Genomic DNA, 15833 nt, shown 5'->3' on the forward strand with positions numbered 1-15833 from the left:
CCTTGAATGCTCACGGACGTGCCGCTCGGCCGGTGGGGCGAGTCGCCCGTTTACGGGCATTCTTCGAGTGTGTCAAAGGTACCCACACTGAAGCACATCGAGATATCCAGGTAGGGCCGTGCTCCGCCGACGCGAGCCCTCGACTGAACATCACAAAAGGGCGCTGATCAGTCGAGTAGAGCACCGATCTTAGCGCTGGCTGCGCGAGCTTCGATACGCATGAGACCAAGGTTGCTGTCCGAAGGACCAGCAAGGGCCAGCACAGCGTTCTCACCGGCGGGGTAAACGATGATGTACCCGTTGCGGCCACGGATAACCCCCTCAGCGAGCTCACCAAGAGTGGAGCGCTCCGAAATACGCTCACCAAGACCCAGGGCGGTGGCAGCCATGGCAGCCATGCGCTCAGCCTCGTTCTCGGGAAGGTCATGGGCGATGGCAAGGCCGTCGACCGAAGCGACCATGACGCTCTGCAGTTCGGGGATCGAAGCCCGGACATTGGCGATGATCAGGGAGAGTTCTTCTTGACGGCTCACTGTGGCTCCTGTTGGAAAAGAATGGATTCCGATGATGTTGACCTTATGCCGTACGCGCGGTTCTTTGCATCGCCGATATTGACTAAGGCACTGGTCACGTACGGTTTGATCAGCGTATGCAGGCTGTGGGGCCCACAACAACACACTCGTCCGGAACACTCGTCCGGTAGTGCTACCAATTACGTTGTGCCTGCAGGTAATGGGCCTTTCCGGAGCTGTATGTATGTGTTGCATACGTCAAGGGTGAACAGGCTATAACGAGGCTTTTTGGCCACATATAGCTATTCCATGATGAATGTAAACAGGGCCGATATTGTTCAGCTATGACTCAACGTTCTCTCGTTCTTGTGAAACCCGATGGCTATGCACGTGGACTCACAGGTGAGATATTGCGACGAATTGAAGCCAAGGGATACCGCCTCATTGCGCTGAAAGTAGCCGAACCACACCGCGAATTGCTCACCCGGCACTACGCCGAGCATATGGGCAAAGCATTCTTCGAGCCCCTCGTGGAATTCATGTCCTCCGGGCCACTGGTTGCCGCAGTGATCGAAGGAGAACGGTGCATCGAAGGATTCCGCACCCTCGCCGGAACCACCGACCCCACCGTGGCAGCAGCAGGAACCATCCGCGGAGACCTCGCCAGAGACTGGGGCACACCAGTGCAACAGAACATCGTTCACGGATCAGACAGCCCCGCCTCCGCAGAACGAGAAATCAGCATCTGGTTCCCCGAACTCTGACAGTCACCCGTGAGGGGCCGCATCGCCACTCACACCTGCCTCAACACCCGATGCGCAGTAGCAGCATCAGTCACAAAAACATTGATATATCCCCCCAACAGGGCACCACGGATCGCAGCAGTCTTCCCCTCACCAGCGGCCACACCAATAACCGTACGAACAGAACGCAACCGCTCCAACGGAACAGACAACACTCGCTCATATAGATCAGTCACCACCGGATGCCCCTGGGCATCAAAGTGATGCCCAGAAACATGCCCCACCGCACCCATCGCTAAAAGACGCCGCGACTCCGCATGCGAAATCCATCCATTAAAAATCGGCCCCGACGAGCCAGTCTCATCCATGGCCCCAATCCCCACCAACGCCACATCCGCATGCGAAGCCAACGCCAAAGCGTTCGCCACAGACTCCTCTTTCTTCAACTCCCGCGCCAACCGCGGCGTACCCACAATGAGTGGAGATGGCATCTGCCGATAATCCCCACCTAAACGCTCCGCTATCCGCCGCGTCACATCAGGTGAATCAACAAGCGGATTCGCTCGGCTCAACGCCCCAATCATCTGCACCACATGCAAATCCCGCAGCGACATTGCAGGCAACTCATATGCCACCTCACTGACCGTTGTCCCCGCAGAAACCGCTAACACCGTTGCCCGCTGCACTGCCTCCACCACCACCTCCGCACCCGCCCGAGCTGGACCCGGATCACCCTCAGCAGCACTGTCAGTCACCCGCGCCGAGCGCAACCCAAACCGCTCCACCAACGCCGACTCCAAGGCCATATGCCGCTCAACCGGATGCGATATATCGAACCGGACGATTCCCCGCTGCCGCGCCTGCGTCAACAACCTCGACACCGACGAACGTGAATACCCAATCCGCGAGGCAATCGTGCTCTGACTCAACTGATCCTCGTAATACCAACGCGAAACAGACAACAGCAGCTGGATGTGCTCACGGTGTTCGGCGATGGACTCCACCCATTTATTTTGCGCACTTGTGTGCAAATGTGGAGCGTTAGGTAAAGCTAACGCGTTCAAAAAAACACAGGTCAAAACATACATACACCTCGAATGTGACGTAGTCGTGCACACCTGTGCATGTGGTCGCTCGCCGTGGTCCACGCCAGAGATCTACGTTCTCCGCATCCCGGTAACGACGCCGGGAAGCAGGGCCGCCGCCTCGACGGCAGCCTCGACGAAGGAGACGACATGAGTCAGACCCGCGCTGAAGACACGTCGCACGACTGCAGCCCCCACCCCAGGCCCCGACTGCAAGTCGCACTCGACGTCCGCGACCTCCCCAGTGCCCTCGCACCTCTGCCGCGCGTCATCGCCCACATCGACATCATCGAATGCGGAACCGTCCTCATCCTGGCTGAAGGACTGCGCGCCGTCCGAGAAATACGAGCCCTCTTCCCCAACACAACAATCCTCGCCGACATCCGCATCGCAGAAGCCGGCTCCATCCTCTCCCGCATGGCCTTCGAAGCCGGAGCCAACCTCGTCTCCGTCGTCGCTGGCGCATCCATGACAACCGTCCGCCAGGTCTGTGCCGTCGCCGCAGAATTCAACGGAGAAGTCCAAGTCGAACTGGCCGACGAATGGTTCGACCCCGACCGCGCCCGCCAATGGCGCGACGCCGGCGTCCAACACATCATCGTCAAACGTTCCCGCGACCGCGAAGCCAGCGGCGACCTCTCCTGGAAACCCACCGACCTCGAACGCATCGACCAGCTCGCCGCCATGGGATTCACCGTCACCGTCACCGGCGGCATCACCGCCACCGACCTGACAACCTTCGCCGGACACCCCGTCGGCATCATCATCGCCGGACGCTCAATCACCACCGCCACCGACCCCGCAGCAGCCGCCGCCGAACTCAACCACGCAATCGGGCAGGTCTGGAAATGAACGCCACCCCCACCATCGAACACACCCGCACCACCACCGCCACCATCGGACTAGGCATCTACGAAAAAGCACTCAAATGGACTGGCACCTGGCCCAGCTTCTTCACCCAAGCAGCAACCGCAGGATTCTCCTTCGTTGACATATCCATCGACGAAACCCCAGAACGCCAAGCACGCCTGCATTGGAACAAAAAACAACGCGACGAAGTACGCCACGCCGCCCACAACGCCGGCATCAAACTCGGCGGACTGTGCCTATCCCTCCACCGCCGCGTCGCCCCCGGATCCAGCGACCCACACACCCGCGCCCAAGCCATCCAAGTCCTTATCGACGGCATCGACCTCGCCGCCGACCTTCACATCCCCGTCCTCCAACTCGCCGGATACTTCGCCTACTACGAAACACCCCACCCCCAAAACCGCCAGTGGTACGTCGAATGCCTACGCACCGGCGCAGCCCACGCAGCAACCCGCGGCATCCTCCTAGGCATCGAAAACGTCGACGGCACCGACATCACCTCCATCTCCACCGCAATGCACATCGTCAACGAAATCGATTCACCCTGGCTCCAGCTCTACCCCGACATCGGCAACATCGCCGAACAAGGCCTCAACATCACTAGCGAACTACGCCGCGGCCGCGGCCACATGCTCGCCCTCCACGCCAAAGACGTCCGCCCCGGCGAACCCCGACGCGTCCCCATGGGCACAGGCATCGTCAACTGGGACGAAGCCTTCACCGAACTCGCCGCCCAAAACTGGACCGGCCGCATGATGATCGAAATGTGGAACGACGAAGCAGACAACTCTGCCCAACTCGCCGCCACAGCACGCCAATACATCCACGACAAACTCACCCACGCAGGCATTACCGTCACCACCCCGCCCCCAACACCCACCACCGACCTACCCCACAGCCTCACCGAACTACGCAAAGAAGTCTGCCGCGGAAACCTCGCCCTCCCCGAAGCCGGACTCGTCGCCTGGACCGGCGGAAACCTCTCTGCCCGCGACCCCGAAACCGGCCACATCATCATCAAACCCTCCGGAATGCCCTACAACGTCATGACCCCCGAAGACATGGTCATCGTTGACATCAACGGCACAATCATCGCCGGAGAACACGGACCAAGCTCCGACACCGCATCTCACCTAGCCGTCTACCGCGCCCGCCCCGACGTGATGTCCATCATCCACACACACTCCCGCTACGCCACCGCCTTCGCCGCCGCAGGCCGACCCATCCCATGCGTCCTGACCGCCATCGCCGACGAATTCGGAGGCGAAGTACCCCTAGGGGACTATGCGCCCATCGGCGGTAACGCCATCGGCGAAGAAATAGTCCGATCCATCGGCACCTCACCAGCAATCCTGATGAAACAGCACGGCGTATTCACCATCGGCCCAACAATCGACAAAGCCCTCCAAGCCGCCATCATGGTCGAAGACATCGCCCACACGGTCCTCGTCGCAGAATCCCTCGGCACCCTCACCGAACTACCCCAAGAAGAAATCAACGCCAACTTCGACCGCTACCAAAACCGTTACGGCACCGACGCCGCAAGTGAAGGGCTACGCCGATGAGCACCTACGAACTAACCACCTTCGGCGAAGCCCAAATCCGACTCACCGTCCACCGCGGCGAACGCCTAGCAACCTGCAGCGACCTCCGGCTCACCCCAGCAGGCTCCGAAGCCAACGTCGCCGGCCTACTAGCCCAACTCGCCCGCAGAACCACCTACGCCACAGTACTACCCGGAGGAGACCTCGCCTGCCGATTCCTCTCCGAATACCGCGGCGCAGGCGTCGACCTTTCCCACGTCGTCCGTGTCCCAGAAGGCCGCATGGCCCTCTACTTCCTCGAACCAGGCGATCCACCCATGCCCGCCCGCGTCACCTACGACCGCCACCACACCGCCTTCCGCGACATCACCCCCAACACCTTCAACTGGGACGCACTGCTAGACACCGACGTCCTCTTCGTCACCGGCATCACCGCCGCACTCACCCCATCCACCGCCGCCACCGTCACCTACGCCGTCACCCAAGCCCACCGACGCGGCGTCCGCGTCGCCCTCGACGTCAACTACCGCAGCCTCCTGTGGACCCCAGCCCAAGCACGAGCAGTCCTCGAACCCCTCTTCGACAAAGTCGACATCCTCTTCTGCTCACGCTCAGACGCCCACAAACTCTTCGGCCTCGACGGAGACGGGCCCGCCATCAACGCCCAACTCCACGCCATGTACAACACCATCAACCACGTCATCTCCACAGACGGCATCAACGGCGTCTACTACAGCGGCATCGAAGGAAAATCCATCCACGCCGTCGAAACTGTCCCCATCACCGACCGCCCAGGAGCAGGCGACTCCTTCGTCGCCGCCACCCTCCACGGCTACCTCGGCAACAGCGTCAAAGACGGAATCATCTGGGGACTACGCACCTCAAAACTTGCCCTCACCCACCACGGCGACCTCACCCACGTCACCCCCGAAGAACTCGCCATACCCACCACAGCAGACATCCTGCGCTGAAAACCCACCCCACCACCTACCTACCCTCTAGCCGTTCAGCCGGCCCACCACCTAGGACTCGTCATGAGTGACATCGCTGTACCCTCAGCGCACCCAACAGCGCTACAACAAATCGACTCACGCCCACTCACCCGAAACCAAAAAAGCCTCATCGGCCTAGCCATCACCGGAAACATCTCCGAATTCTTCGACATGTTCCTCATCGGCTTCGCCGTAAACAGCCTGCTCAAAGACCCCAACTGGAACCTCAACGGCAACGAAATCGGCATCATCCTTGCCATGTCCGGCCTTGGCACCGTCATCGGCGCCATCCTCTGGGGACACCTCGCCGACCGCATCGGACGCAAAGTCAGCTTCTTCTGGTGCGTCCTGCTCTTCACCCTCTTCACCTTCATATCCGTCTTCACCCCCGACAACGCCTGGATCATGCTGGCCGCCCTGCGCGTCCTCGTCGGCGTCGGCGTCGGCGGACTCAACATCGTCTCCATCCCCTACATCCAAGAATTCGTCCCCGCTAAACAACGCGGCCTACTATCCGGACTCGCCTCCGTATTCATCCCCCTAGGCCTATTCCTCGGCAGCCTCGCCTCCAAAATGGTCGGCGACAACTGGAGACTGCTCATCGCCCTGGGAGCTGCGCCAATCTTCCTCCTCCTATGGCTACGAGCCGTGCCCGAATCACCCCGCTACCTACAAACCCAAGGCCGTACCGACGAGGCCCGAAAAGCCCTCGCCTGGGCACTAGAAATCCCTGTCAACAAACTCGGTGAACTACCTGCCCCCACCCACACCGAAGCAGCCTCATACTCCATTATCTTCAGCAACTACCTACGGCCACTAGTCATCATCACCCTCGGATCCTTCAGCTTCATCCTCGGATCCTCCGTCATCCAATCCTGGGGCCAAACCATCCTTGGCTCCGGCTACGCATTCGACACCGGCATGGTCGCCAACCTCTTCATGCTCGTCTCACTCGGTGACCTCCTCGGCCGCCTCACCTCCGCCTGGCTCGCCGACAAAATCGGCCGCAGATGGACCATGTTCAGTTTCGGACTCATCGGCGCCTGCGGACTACTCATCGCAGCTATCTCCACAACCACCGGTGATAGCGCCCACGCCGGATGGATCTTCTTCACCGGAATCCTCATCGCCATGACCTTCGGCGACGGAGCCTTCGGCATCCTCAATGCCTTCGGAGCTGAACAATTCCCCAACGAAGCCCGATCCACCGGACTCGGCCTCGGATACGGCATCGGAGCCACCGCCAAAATCTTCGGACCCGCACTCCTGGGCGCAATGTTCGGAGCAAAAGTCACCCTCGACTCCATCGCCCCAGCCTTCACCTTCTTCGCCGCACTCCTACTCCTCGGCGGTATCACCTACCTCTTCGCCACCGAAACCAAAGGCAAATCACTCGACACCATCTAACCCACCACCAACCACACAACACCAACCAACCGGAGACCAGACATGAGCAAAATCGACGAAATCACCCGCGAAAAATGGATCCTCGGAGCATTCCCCGAATGGGGAACCTGGCTCAACGAAGAAATCGACAACACTCACGTCGAACCAGGCACCGTCAGCATGTGGTGGATCGGCTGCACCGGTATCTGGCTCAAAACCGAAAACGGCACCAACATCGCCACCGACCTATGGTTCGGCAACGGCAAACGCACCCAAAAAGTCACCGAAATGAAGCCTTACCACCAGATGCGCAACATGACCGGTGGACGAGCACTCCAACCCAACCTGCGCGCAGCACCCATCGTCTACGACCCCTTCGCCGTAACCCAGGTCGACGCTGTCCTGGCCACCCACATCCACCAAGACCACATCGACCCCTTCTTCGCCGCAGCAGTCCTGAAAAACTGTTCGCCAGACGTCCCCTTCATCGGCCCACAAGGCTGCGCCGACCTCTGGATCTCATGGGGTGTCCCAGAAGAACGCATCACCGTCGTCAAACCCGGTGACACCGTACAAATCAAAGACGTCGAGATCGTCATGCTCGACTCCTTCGACCGCACCGTCCTGGTCACCTCCTCCGAAGACCTCGAAGGCACCGTCCCCACCATGGACGACAAAGCAGTCAACTACCTATTCAAAACCCCCGCCGGGAACATCTACCACAGCGGCGACTCGCACTACTCCATCCGCTACGCCAAACACGGAAAAGACCACCACATCGACGTCGCCCTAGGCTCCTACGGCGAAAACCCCATCGGCAACCAAGACAAGATGACCTCCGTGGACATCCTGCGCATGGCCGAAGCCCTCGGCACCAAAGTGGTCATTCCGTTCCACCACGACGTATGGACCAACTTCAAAGCCGACCCCATGGAAATCCTCATGCTGTGGCGCTACAAGAAAGACGTCCTGCAGTACCAGTTCAAACCATTCCTCTGGGAAGTCGGCGGCAAATTCACCTACCCCACTGACAAAGACAAAATCCAATACCACTACCGCCGCGGCTTTGAAGACTGCTTCACCGAAGAACAAAACGTCCCATTTCCCTCCATCCTCTAAGCGCCACGCCTATCACATGCGGGTGGCCCGCACACCATCACGGTGCGCGGGCCACCCGCATGCCCCAAAAAACTCAATCAACACGGAGCCTCATGCACACTCACCTCCGGAACCGGGCCATCCCAACGCACAACCTCCACCAAAACATGCTGACCAGTACACCCCTGCGACAAACCAGAGGTAGCAACATCAGCAGTCAACACATTCGGATTACCGTGCACACACGTCCCCACACGTAGCCCAGCCTGGCCAGCCTCTGGCCCATGCACCTGCGGGTCATACGGGTCAAACCATGCCCCCGTCGACAACTGCACAACGTTCTGGCGCACAGCATCACTCAAAATCGCCCCCGCCAGACAAGCCCCGCGATCATTGCTCACCAAAACGACATCTCCGGTATCAATACCCCGCGCCGCAGCATCCGCAGGATTCAAACGAATCGGCTCCCGACCAGCCACCTTCGAAGCCATCGATGTAGCACCGTCATCAAGCTGAGAATGCAGCCGCGAAGCAGGCTGATTAGCCAACAACAACAACGGGAATGTATTGGCATAGTTCGCACCCAAATACTCTGTAGGAGCCAGCCACGTTGGGTGCCCCGGGCAATCAGGCAACTCAAGCGCAGCAATCGTCTCGCTCGTCAGCTCAATGCGACCCGACGGAGTAGGCAACGGATTCTCATCAGGATCCGCCCGGAAATCCTCAAACGCCACAATGGAACCCAGCCGAGGCAGATCAATCCCCTCGCTATCCCAAAACTCCTCAAACGATGGCAGCTCCGGCACCTCCATCCCCGGCGGCGTGATACGGCCCTGAGCGACATCCTCCTCAAAAACTCCGTACAAGTGACGCAGCCACTCCTGCGCATCACGGTTCTCAGTGAAAACCTCACCCACCTCAAGCCGCTCGGCCAAAGCTGCGTAAATGTCGTAGTCATCACGAGCCTCGCAGTACCGAGAAACCAGCGCTCGCATCGGAGTTAGCCGCGCCCCCGAACGCGCCCCACCAATATCATCACGCTCAAAAGTAGTGGTGGAGGGAAGAACGATGTCTGCGTGACGTGCTGTAGACGTCCAGTAAGGATCAGAAACGATGATCGTGTCTGGACGGGTAAAAGCATTCGTCAGACGCCCCAGATCTTGATGGTGATGGAAGGGATTTCCTCCGGCCCACCACACCAGACGAATATCGGGATACGTGTAAGTGCCACCGTCATACGTGAACTCCTCACCCGGATGAAGAAGCAAATCACTGATCTTGGCAACCGGGATGAACTCACTAACTGGATTCTGCCCTTGAGGCAAAGCTGGGAACCGTAGCGGCGTAGAGGAACAGCCTGGCTTATTCATCGACCCATACCCGCTGGCAAACCCACCACCAGGAAGACCGATCTGCCCCAAATGAGCCGCAAGCGCCAACGCAGCCCACATGGGTTGTTCACCATGGCGAGCTCGCTGCAATGACCACGAAACAGTGACGAGTGTGCGCGTTTCAGCGGCCAAGCGCGCTAAGGCTTGAATCTCTTCAGCCTTAATCCCCGTAATCTCCTCCGCCCAGCGCGCGGATTTCGGCTCACCATCACTGCGGCCAAGGATGTAATCGGCATACGTGTCAGCACCCGAGCAGTACTTCTCCAGAAATTCGCTATCAGCGAGATTCTCTTCGAGCAGAACATGGGTCATCGCGAGCATGAGCGCCGTGTCCGTTCCAGGAGAAACAGGTACCCAGCGCGCTCCAGGTAGGTCATCGCGCAGCGGTGAAACAACCACAAGGTTCGCGCCACGGGAATGTAAAGCATCAAGCGCTCGCCCGGTGGGGTGATCACCTGCGCCTCCTGCATCAATTCCAGTGTTTTTTAAAGGAACTCCACCAAAAGCGATGAGCGTTTCTGTGTGCTCAGCGATGACGTCCCACGTGGTCGCGAACTGAGTCAGGGCGGACTCGTCCGTAAGGATGTGCGGGAAAAGAACTTCCGACGCTCCCGTTGAATATGTATTAACGCCCTGCGTATATCCGCCCAATGTGTTGAGAAAGCGGTGAAGTTGACTCTGCGCGTGATGAAAACGCCCTGCGCTTGCCCAGCCGTAGGAGCCCCCGAAAACTGCCTGCGCGCCATGGTCGTGGTAAACGCGACCTAGCTCATCGGCGAGACGGTCAAGCACCTCATCCCACCCTGGGGTGATCCAGTCTTGATTAGAGCCAGCGCGCCCGCGCTCGCGGTCAGGTCCTGGGCCGTGTTCCCACCAGCGGCGTCGTACAGCAGGGCGTTGTACACGTGAGGGGCGCGTGACCGCGCCTGGCACGTTATCCAGTAGGGCAGATGGTGCAGTGTCATCGGACCAGGGGGTGACAGATTCGATGTCGGTTCCATCGGGGGAACGGTGGGCGTCGTACACACCCCAGTGGGAGACATGGCGGGAACTCATGTACTCCAGGGTGCCCCACGCGTGGAGCTTGAACGTTCACGGAAGCGAAAAGTGAGAGAATATTTAAAGGCAGTGTCGCCACCGTGATTAGGGGAGTGGTGGGAAGCGCTGGTAAAGTGGCTTCTTGCCGTCAGAACGGCCGCGGATAAAGAGCGCCGGGTGGATAAGCCCCCGAGCACCGCGCAACGACAGATCGAGGAGTTGCCCAGTGTCGCTGGACGCCGAAACCAAGAAGCAGATCATGGAAGAGTACGCCACGCACGAGGGTGACACCGGTTCGCCTGAGGTGCAGATCGCGCTCTTGACCAAGCGCATCAATGACCTCACCCAGCACAGCCGTGAGCACAAGCACGACCACCACAGCCGTCGTGGCCTGCTCCTTCTGGTTGGTCGCCGTAAGCGCATGCTGCGTTACCTCGCAGACATCGACATCGAGCGCTACCGCTCACTCATCAAACGTCTTGGTCTGCGTCACTGAGTCTTCGCGTCAAGGGCGGTTCCTTTAGGAGCCGCCCTTGACGCGTATCCCGTATCACGCAGAGGACGACGTCTCTAGATACGGGTGCGCTTTTCTGAAAGCACATACACGTCCGGAAAAGTGCAACACGCCCCCCTAACGGGCCTCACGTCGTGAAAACTGTCCCAAAACAGGACAGCATGGAAGGAAATCTCGGCTGGGCTGCAATGCGCCCCTGAGAAACGAGCGCACGAACGCTCGTAACGTGCCCGGCCCCGAGGTCCACGGACACAGTGTCAAACACAGCCTGGACGCTGCCGCGCACGAGTTGGAACACCCGATGCACAACGACGATGCATTTGGTGAGTAGATGAAGAAAAGGAGGGCCCACATGGAGGGTCCAGAAATCACGTTCGCCGAAACCGTCATCGACAACGGAAAGTTCGGCAAGCGCACCATTCGGTTCGAAACCGGACGTCTCGCAAAGCAGGCCGCAGGCTCGGTCACTGCTTACATCTTTGAAGATGAGATGGACACCGGCACCGCTCTGCTGTCCACCACCACCGCGGGCAAGACACCCAAGGACCAGTTCGACTTCTTCCCGCTGACCGTTGACGTTGAAGAACGCCAGTACGCTGCGGGCAAAATTCCCGGTTCGTTCTTCCGCCGTGAAGGCCGCCCCGGCACCGACGCGATCCTGACCTGCCGCCTCATCGACCGCCCGTTGCGTCCCTCCTTTGTGAAGGGCCTGCGCAACGAGGTTCAGGTTGTCATCACCGTTCTCGCTAGCCACCCGGACTACCAGTACGACGTGCTGGCGATCAACGCAGCATCGGCATCCACGCAAATTTCCGGTCTGCCGTTCTCTGGCCCGGTCGGTGGCGTCCGTGTTTCTTTGATCGACGGACAGTGGGTTGCTTTCCCTGACTTCTCACACGCCGAGAAATCCACCTTCGACATGGTTGTTGCAGGCCGCATCGTTGGCCAGAACGCTGACGGCAGTGACGATGTTGCCATCATGATGGTGGAAGCTGAATCCACGGAATCCACGTGGCAGCTGGTGAAAAACGAAGGCAAGACCGCCCCGACCGAAGAGGTCGTTGCCGAGGGGCTCGAAGCCGCCAAGGTGTTCATCGCGCAGCTGTGTAAAGCCCAGTCCGAGCTGGCCGCTACCGCTGCCAAAGAGGTCCGCGAATTCCCGCTGTTCCTTGACTACCAGGACGATGTTTACGCCGCTGTTGAGGCAGCTTCTGGTGAGAAACTCCGCGAACTGCTCTCAGTAGCAGACAAGCAGGAACGCGAAGACGGCATCGATGATCTGAAAGAAGAACTCAAGTCTTCGCTCGCCGGAACTGAAGAAGAACCAGGCGAATTTGCTGGGCGGGAAAAAGAAATTTCCGCCGCCTACAAAGCCGTCCAAAAGAACCTGGTCCGCGAGCGCATTCTGCGTGAGCAGGTCCGCATCGATGGCCGTGGCTTGGCCGATATTCGGGCACTCTCGGCCGAAGTTGAGGTGCTTCCACGAGTTCACGGTTCGGCGATCTTCGAACGCGGTGAAACCCAGATTATGGGCGTGACCACCCTGAACATGCTCCGCATGGAGCAGCAAGTGGACTCGCTGAGCCCGCATACGCGCAAGCGGTACATGCACAACTACAACTTCCCGCCGTTCTCCACTGGCGAGACCGGGCGCGTTGGTTCGCCTAAGCGTCGCGAGATCGGTCACGGCATGCTGGCCGAACGCGCGCTCGTGCCTGTTCTTCCCAGCCGTGAAGAATTCCCATACGCAATCCGTCAGGTCTCTGAAGCCCTCGGATCTAACGGGTCGACCTCGATGGGGTCGGTCTGTGCATCGACGCTGTCACTGCTCAACGCCGGTGTGCCGTTGCGCGCCCCAGTTGCTGGTATCGCGATGGGTCTGGTCTCGGCCGAAATCGACGGCGAAATGAAGTACGCGGCGCTGACCGACATCCTTGGCGCCGAAGATGCCTTCGGTGACATGGACTTCAAGGTTGCCGGTACGCGCGAATTCGTTACCGCTATTCAGTTGGACACCAAGCTCGACGGCATCCCTGCCTCCGTGCTTGGCGGGGCTTTGAAGCAGGCCCGCGAAGCTCGCTTCCACATCCTCGACGTCATGCTCGAGGCCATCGACACCCCCGACGAGATGAGCCCCTTCGCGCCTCGCGTGATCTCGGTTCAGGTTCCCGTCGACAAGATCGGTGAAGTCATCGGCCCGAAGGGCAAGATGATCAACCAGATCCAGGAAGACACTGGTGCAGACATCTCGATCGAAGATGACGGCACCGTCTTCATTGGTGCTACTGACGGCCCCTCGGCCGAAGCAGCACGTGCCGCTGTCAACGCGATCGCTAACCCACAGATGCCAGAGGTTGGCGAACGCTTCCTTGGCACAGTGGTCAAGACCACCACGTTCGGTGCGTTTATCTCCCTGCTTCCGGGCAAAGACGGCCTCTTGCACATCTCTGAAGTGCGCAAACTGGTCGGTGGCAAGCGCATTGACGTGGTCGATGATGTTCTGGCAGTGGGTCAGAAAGTGCAGGTTGAGCTTAAAGAAATCGACCCGCGCGGAAAGCTGTCCCTTGCCGTTGTGCTGACCGAAGAGCAGCAGGCAGCAGCCGAGGCTGCAGCTTCCGAAGGAGCTAGCTCCAGCTCCAGTTCCGAAGGTGAAAGCGACTCCCGTCCGCGTCGCCGCGGCGGACGAGGTGACAACGGTGGGCGCCGCCCGCGTCGCGACGACGATGACGCCCCGCGTCCCCGCCGTCGCCGCCGGACGCACCACGATGACAATGTCGAATCCGGCACGAACACTCGCGAGGCCAAAGAGCTCGTCGACTCCGCTAAAGCTTCCGAGGGCGCAAGTAACTCCTCCGAAGAAGCCTGAGTGAGTCGCTAGCTCGCATCGTCAGAGCAAGCTGCCTGTGGGGCTCTTCCCGTCATCGGGAAGAGCCCCACAGAAGCATCCGGGGGTTCCTGGCCGCGCCGAATAGGAAACAATCCACAGCGGGCGTTGTCCCCAGAGCGCATGCGGCAGCAGAACACGCTTTACGCTGGCGAGCATGACTCAATCAACCCCAGAAGACCGAAAGCATCTCGGCATGCTCCGGTTAAAACCGGTGGAAGACATCCTCCATCAGCAGGACGATGAGTCCGCTGTCGCCGGTGAAACTGGCCAATTCGTCAAACGCCTCGGGTTGAAAGACCTCATCGGTTTCGGCGTAGGCATGATCATCGGCACCGGGATTTTCACCCTCACCGGGATCGAGGCCAAGAACCACGCAGGCCCAGCCGTGGTCTCGGCCTTTCTTATTGCCGGAGCAGTGAGCGGGTTGGCTGCGCTGTGCTACGCCGAGCTCGCTGCCGCTGTCCCGACTGCGGGATCGGCATACACCTACACATACGCCACCATTGGTGAGATCTTCGCGTGGATCATCGGGTGGGACCTGGTTCTGGAATTCGCGCTCGGTGCTGCCGTGGTATCGCGAGGATGGTCGGGATACATGCTGCACCTGTTCCCCTGGTTACCGAGTTCATTATTCGGTGAAGGATCAGTCATCAATCTCGGGGCTATCGGGATCGCCATCATTCTTGGGGTGGTTGCCACGATAGGGGTCCGTGAGAGCGCCTGGGTCACCAACCTGCTTGTGGCAGTCAAAGTTTCCATTTGTGTGTTCATCATTGCGCTCGGTGCCTTCTTCGTGAAAGCGCAGAACTGGCAGCCATTCATTCCACCGTCGCAGCCCAGTGCTGCCGACACCGCATCAGGATTGAAGCAGCCTCTTTCGCAGTGGGTGTTCGGTTTTGAGCCCGCAGCATTCGGGATTGGTGGAGTGCTTACCGCAACGGCAGTGGTTTTCTTCGCCTATTCCGGGTTCGAATCAGTAGCGAACATGGCTGAAGAATCCACGAACCCCGCCAAAGACATGCCTCGAGGACTGATCGGCGCGTTGGTACTGTGCATGATTTTGTACATGGGCGTCTCCGCTGTGATCACCGGAATGGTTCCCTACAACCGCATTGATGAAGGGGCTCCTTTGGCTGCAGCGTTCACCTCTGTCGGGTTGGGGTGGGCTGGAGTTCTGATCTCTATCGCTGCGATTTGTGGCCTGACTTCGGTGATTTTGGTGGACATCGTAGGGATGGGGCGGATCGGTTTCGCGATGGGCCGAGACAAACTTCTACCAGCGTGGATTGGTCGGTTGCATCCCAAGTACGGCACCCCCTCGAGGATGACGCTTTTGACGACGGCTTTTGTTGTCCTTCTTGGCGGCTTCGTTCCGTTGGCGGAACTGGCTGACATGGTCGCCATCGGAACACTGTTTGCGTTTGTCGTTGTCAGCGTGGCTGTGCCGGTGCTACGGCGAACTTGCCCAGACCTGAAACGGCCTTTCCGGGTCCCGTTCTCACCCGTTGTGCCAATAATTTCGGTGTTGGCATGCCTGTTTTTGATGACCAACTTGTCTTTGGAGACGTGGATTCGGTTCCTGGTGTGGTTTGGGATCGGTGTGGTTATTTACGTGACGTACAGCTACCGGCATGCCCGCGTTGGTAGTGAGAGCACGGCTGGTTGATAACTGATTTGTCTGCACTGTGCAGGTAAGCGGCGGTATCCGGCAGGGTGTCGGTTACCGCCGCTTACCTGTGTGCCTGGCGGTGATGTTCTGCTTTCGTGGATGCA

At 59.4% G+C, this 15833-nt stretch carries 12 protein-coding genes; 9 read left to right on the forward strand and 3 right to left on the reverse strand.

Features of this window, described 5'->3' with window-relative positions; translation table 11 throughout:
• Positions 1–167: 167 nt before the first annotated feature.
• Positions 168–533, reverse strand: coding sequence for a roadblock/LC7 domain-containing protein (locus DXZ77_RS12180; RefSeq protein ID WP_028327842.1), 366 nt, complete (start codon positions 531–533; stop codon positions 168–170).
• Positions 534–856: 323 nt separating this feature from the next.
• Between DXZ77_RS12180 and ndk the strand changes: the two genes are divergently transcribed.
• The gene (gene ndk / locus DXZ77_RS03620) at positions 857–1276 is read left to right on the forward strand and encodes a nucleoside-diphosphate kinase (protein WP_115030022.1); all 420 of its coding nucleotides are present in this window, start codon (positions 857–859) and stop codon (positions 1274–1276) included.
• 29 nt (positions 1277–1305) lie between these two features.
• On the opposite strand, the gene DXZ77_RS03625 is transcribed toward ndk, so the two are convergent.
• Complete coding sequence (locus DXZ77_RS03625; protein ID WP_181816018.1) at positions 1306–2259, reverse strand: sugar-binding transcriptional regulator; 954 nt, start codon at positions 2257–2259, stop codon at positions 1306–1308.
• A gap of 120 nt (positions 2260–2379) precedes the next feature.
• Between DXZ77_RS03625 and DXZ77_RS03630 the strand changes: the two genes are divergently transcribed.
• The 5 genes from DXZ77_RS03630 to ulaG all read left to right on the forward strand — a co-directional run bounded on the left by DXZ77_RS03630 (position 2380) and on the right by ulaG (position 8251).
• Positions 2380–3192 (forward strand): orotidine 5'-phosphate decarboxylase / HUMPS family protein, encoded by an 813-nt coding sequence (locus DXZ77_RS03630; RefSeq protein WP_258553103.1) that lies wholly within the window; start codon positions 2380–2382, stop codon positions 3190–3192.
• A complete protein-coding gene (locus DXZ77_RS12365; RefSeq protein ID WP_258553104.1) occupies positions 3189–4775 on the forward strand; it encodes an L-ribulose-5-phosphate 3-epimerase in 1587 nt (528 codons plus the stop codon). The genes DXZ77_RS03630 and DXZ77_RS12365 overlap by 4 nt, the downstream gene beginning before the upstream one ends.
• The gene (locus DXZ77_RS03640; RefSeq protein ID WP_115030026.1) at positions 4772–5725 is read left to right on the forward strand and encodes a sugar kinase; all 954 of its coding nucleotides are present in this window, start codon (positions 4772–4774) and stop codon (positions 5723–5725) included. The genes DXZ77_RS12365 and DXZ77_RS03640 overlap by 4 nt, the downstream gene beginning before the upstream one ends.
• A 63-nt stretch (positions 5726–5788) precedes the next feature.
• The gene (locus tag DXZ77_RS03645) at positions 5789–7153 is read left to right on the forward strand and encodes an MFS transporter (RefSeq protein WP_115030028.1); all 1365 of its coding nucleotides are present in this window, start codon (positions 5789–5791) and stop codon (positions 7151–7153) included.
• A gap of 42 nt (positions 7154–7195) precedes the next feature.
• Complete coding sequence (gene ulaG / locus DXZ77_RS03650) at positions 7196–8251, forward strand: L-ascorbate 6-phosphate lactonase (protein ID WP_115030030.1); 1056 nt, start codon at positions 7196–7198, stop codon at positions 8249–8251.
• Between the two features lie 77 nt (positions 8252–8328).
• Here the strand turns inward: ulaG and DXZ77_RS03655 are convergent, their stop codons facing one another.
• On the reverse strand, positions 8329–10677 hold the full coding sequence (locus DXZ77_RS03655; protein WP_115030031.1) for a molybdopterin-dependent oxidoreductase: 2349 nt from the start codon (positions 10675–10677) through the stop codon (positions 8329–8331).
• Positions 10678–10885: 208 nt separating this feature from the next.
• On the opposite strand from DXZ77_RS03655, the gene rpsO reads away from it, so the two are divergent.
• The 3 genes from rpsO to DXZ77_RS03670 all read left to right on the forward strand — a co-directional run bounded on the left by rpsO (position 10886) and on the right by DXZ77_RS03670 (position 15726).
• On the forward strand, positions 10886–11155 hold the full coding sequence (gene rpsO / locus DXZ77_RS03660) for a 30S ribosomal protein S15 (protein ID WP_028327834.1): 270 nt from the start codon (positions 10886–10888) through the stop codon (positions 11153–11155).
• Between the two features lie 370 nt (positions 11156–11525).
• Positions 11526–14039 (forward strand): polyribonucleotide nucleotidyltransferase, encoded by a 2514-nt coding sequence (locus tag DXZ77_RS03665; protein ID WP_115030033.1) that lies wholly within the window; start codon positions 11526–11528, stop codon positions 14037–14039.
• 175 nt (positions 14040–14214) lie between these two features.
• Entirely contained in the window at positions 14215–15726 is a 1512-nt protein-coding gene (locus DXZ77_RS03670; RefSeq protein WP_115030035.1) for an APC family permease, read from the forward strand.
• Positions 15727–15833: the final 107 nt, after the last annotated feature.

Origin of the sequence: Dermatophilus congolensis (genome assembly GCF_900447215.1) — a bacterium.
Taxonomy (GTDB): domain Bacteria; phylum Actinomycetota; class Actinomycetes; order Actinomycetales; family Dermatophilaceae; genus Dermatophilus; species Dermatophilus congolensis_A.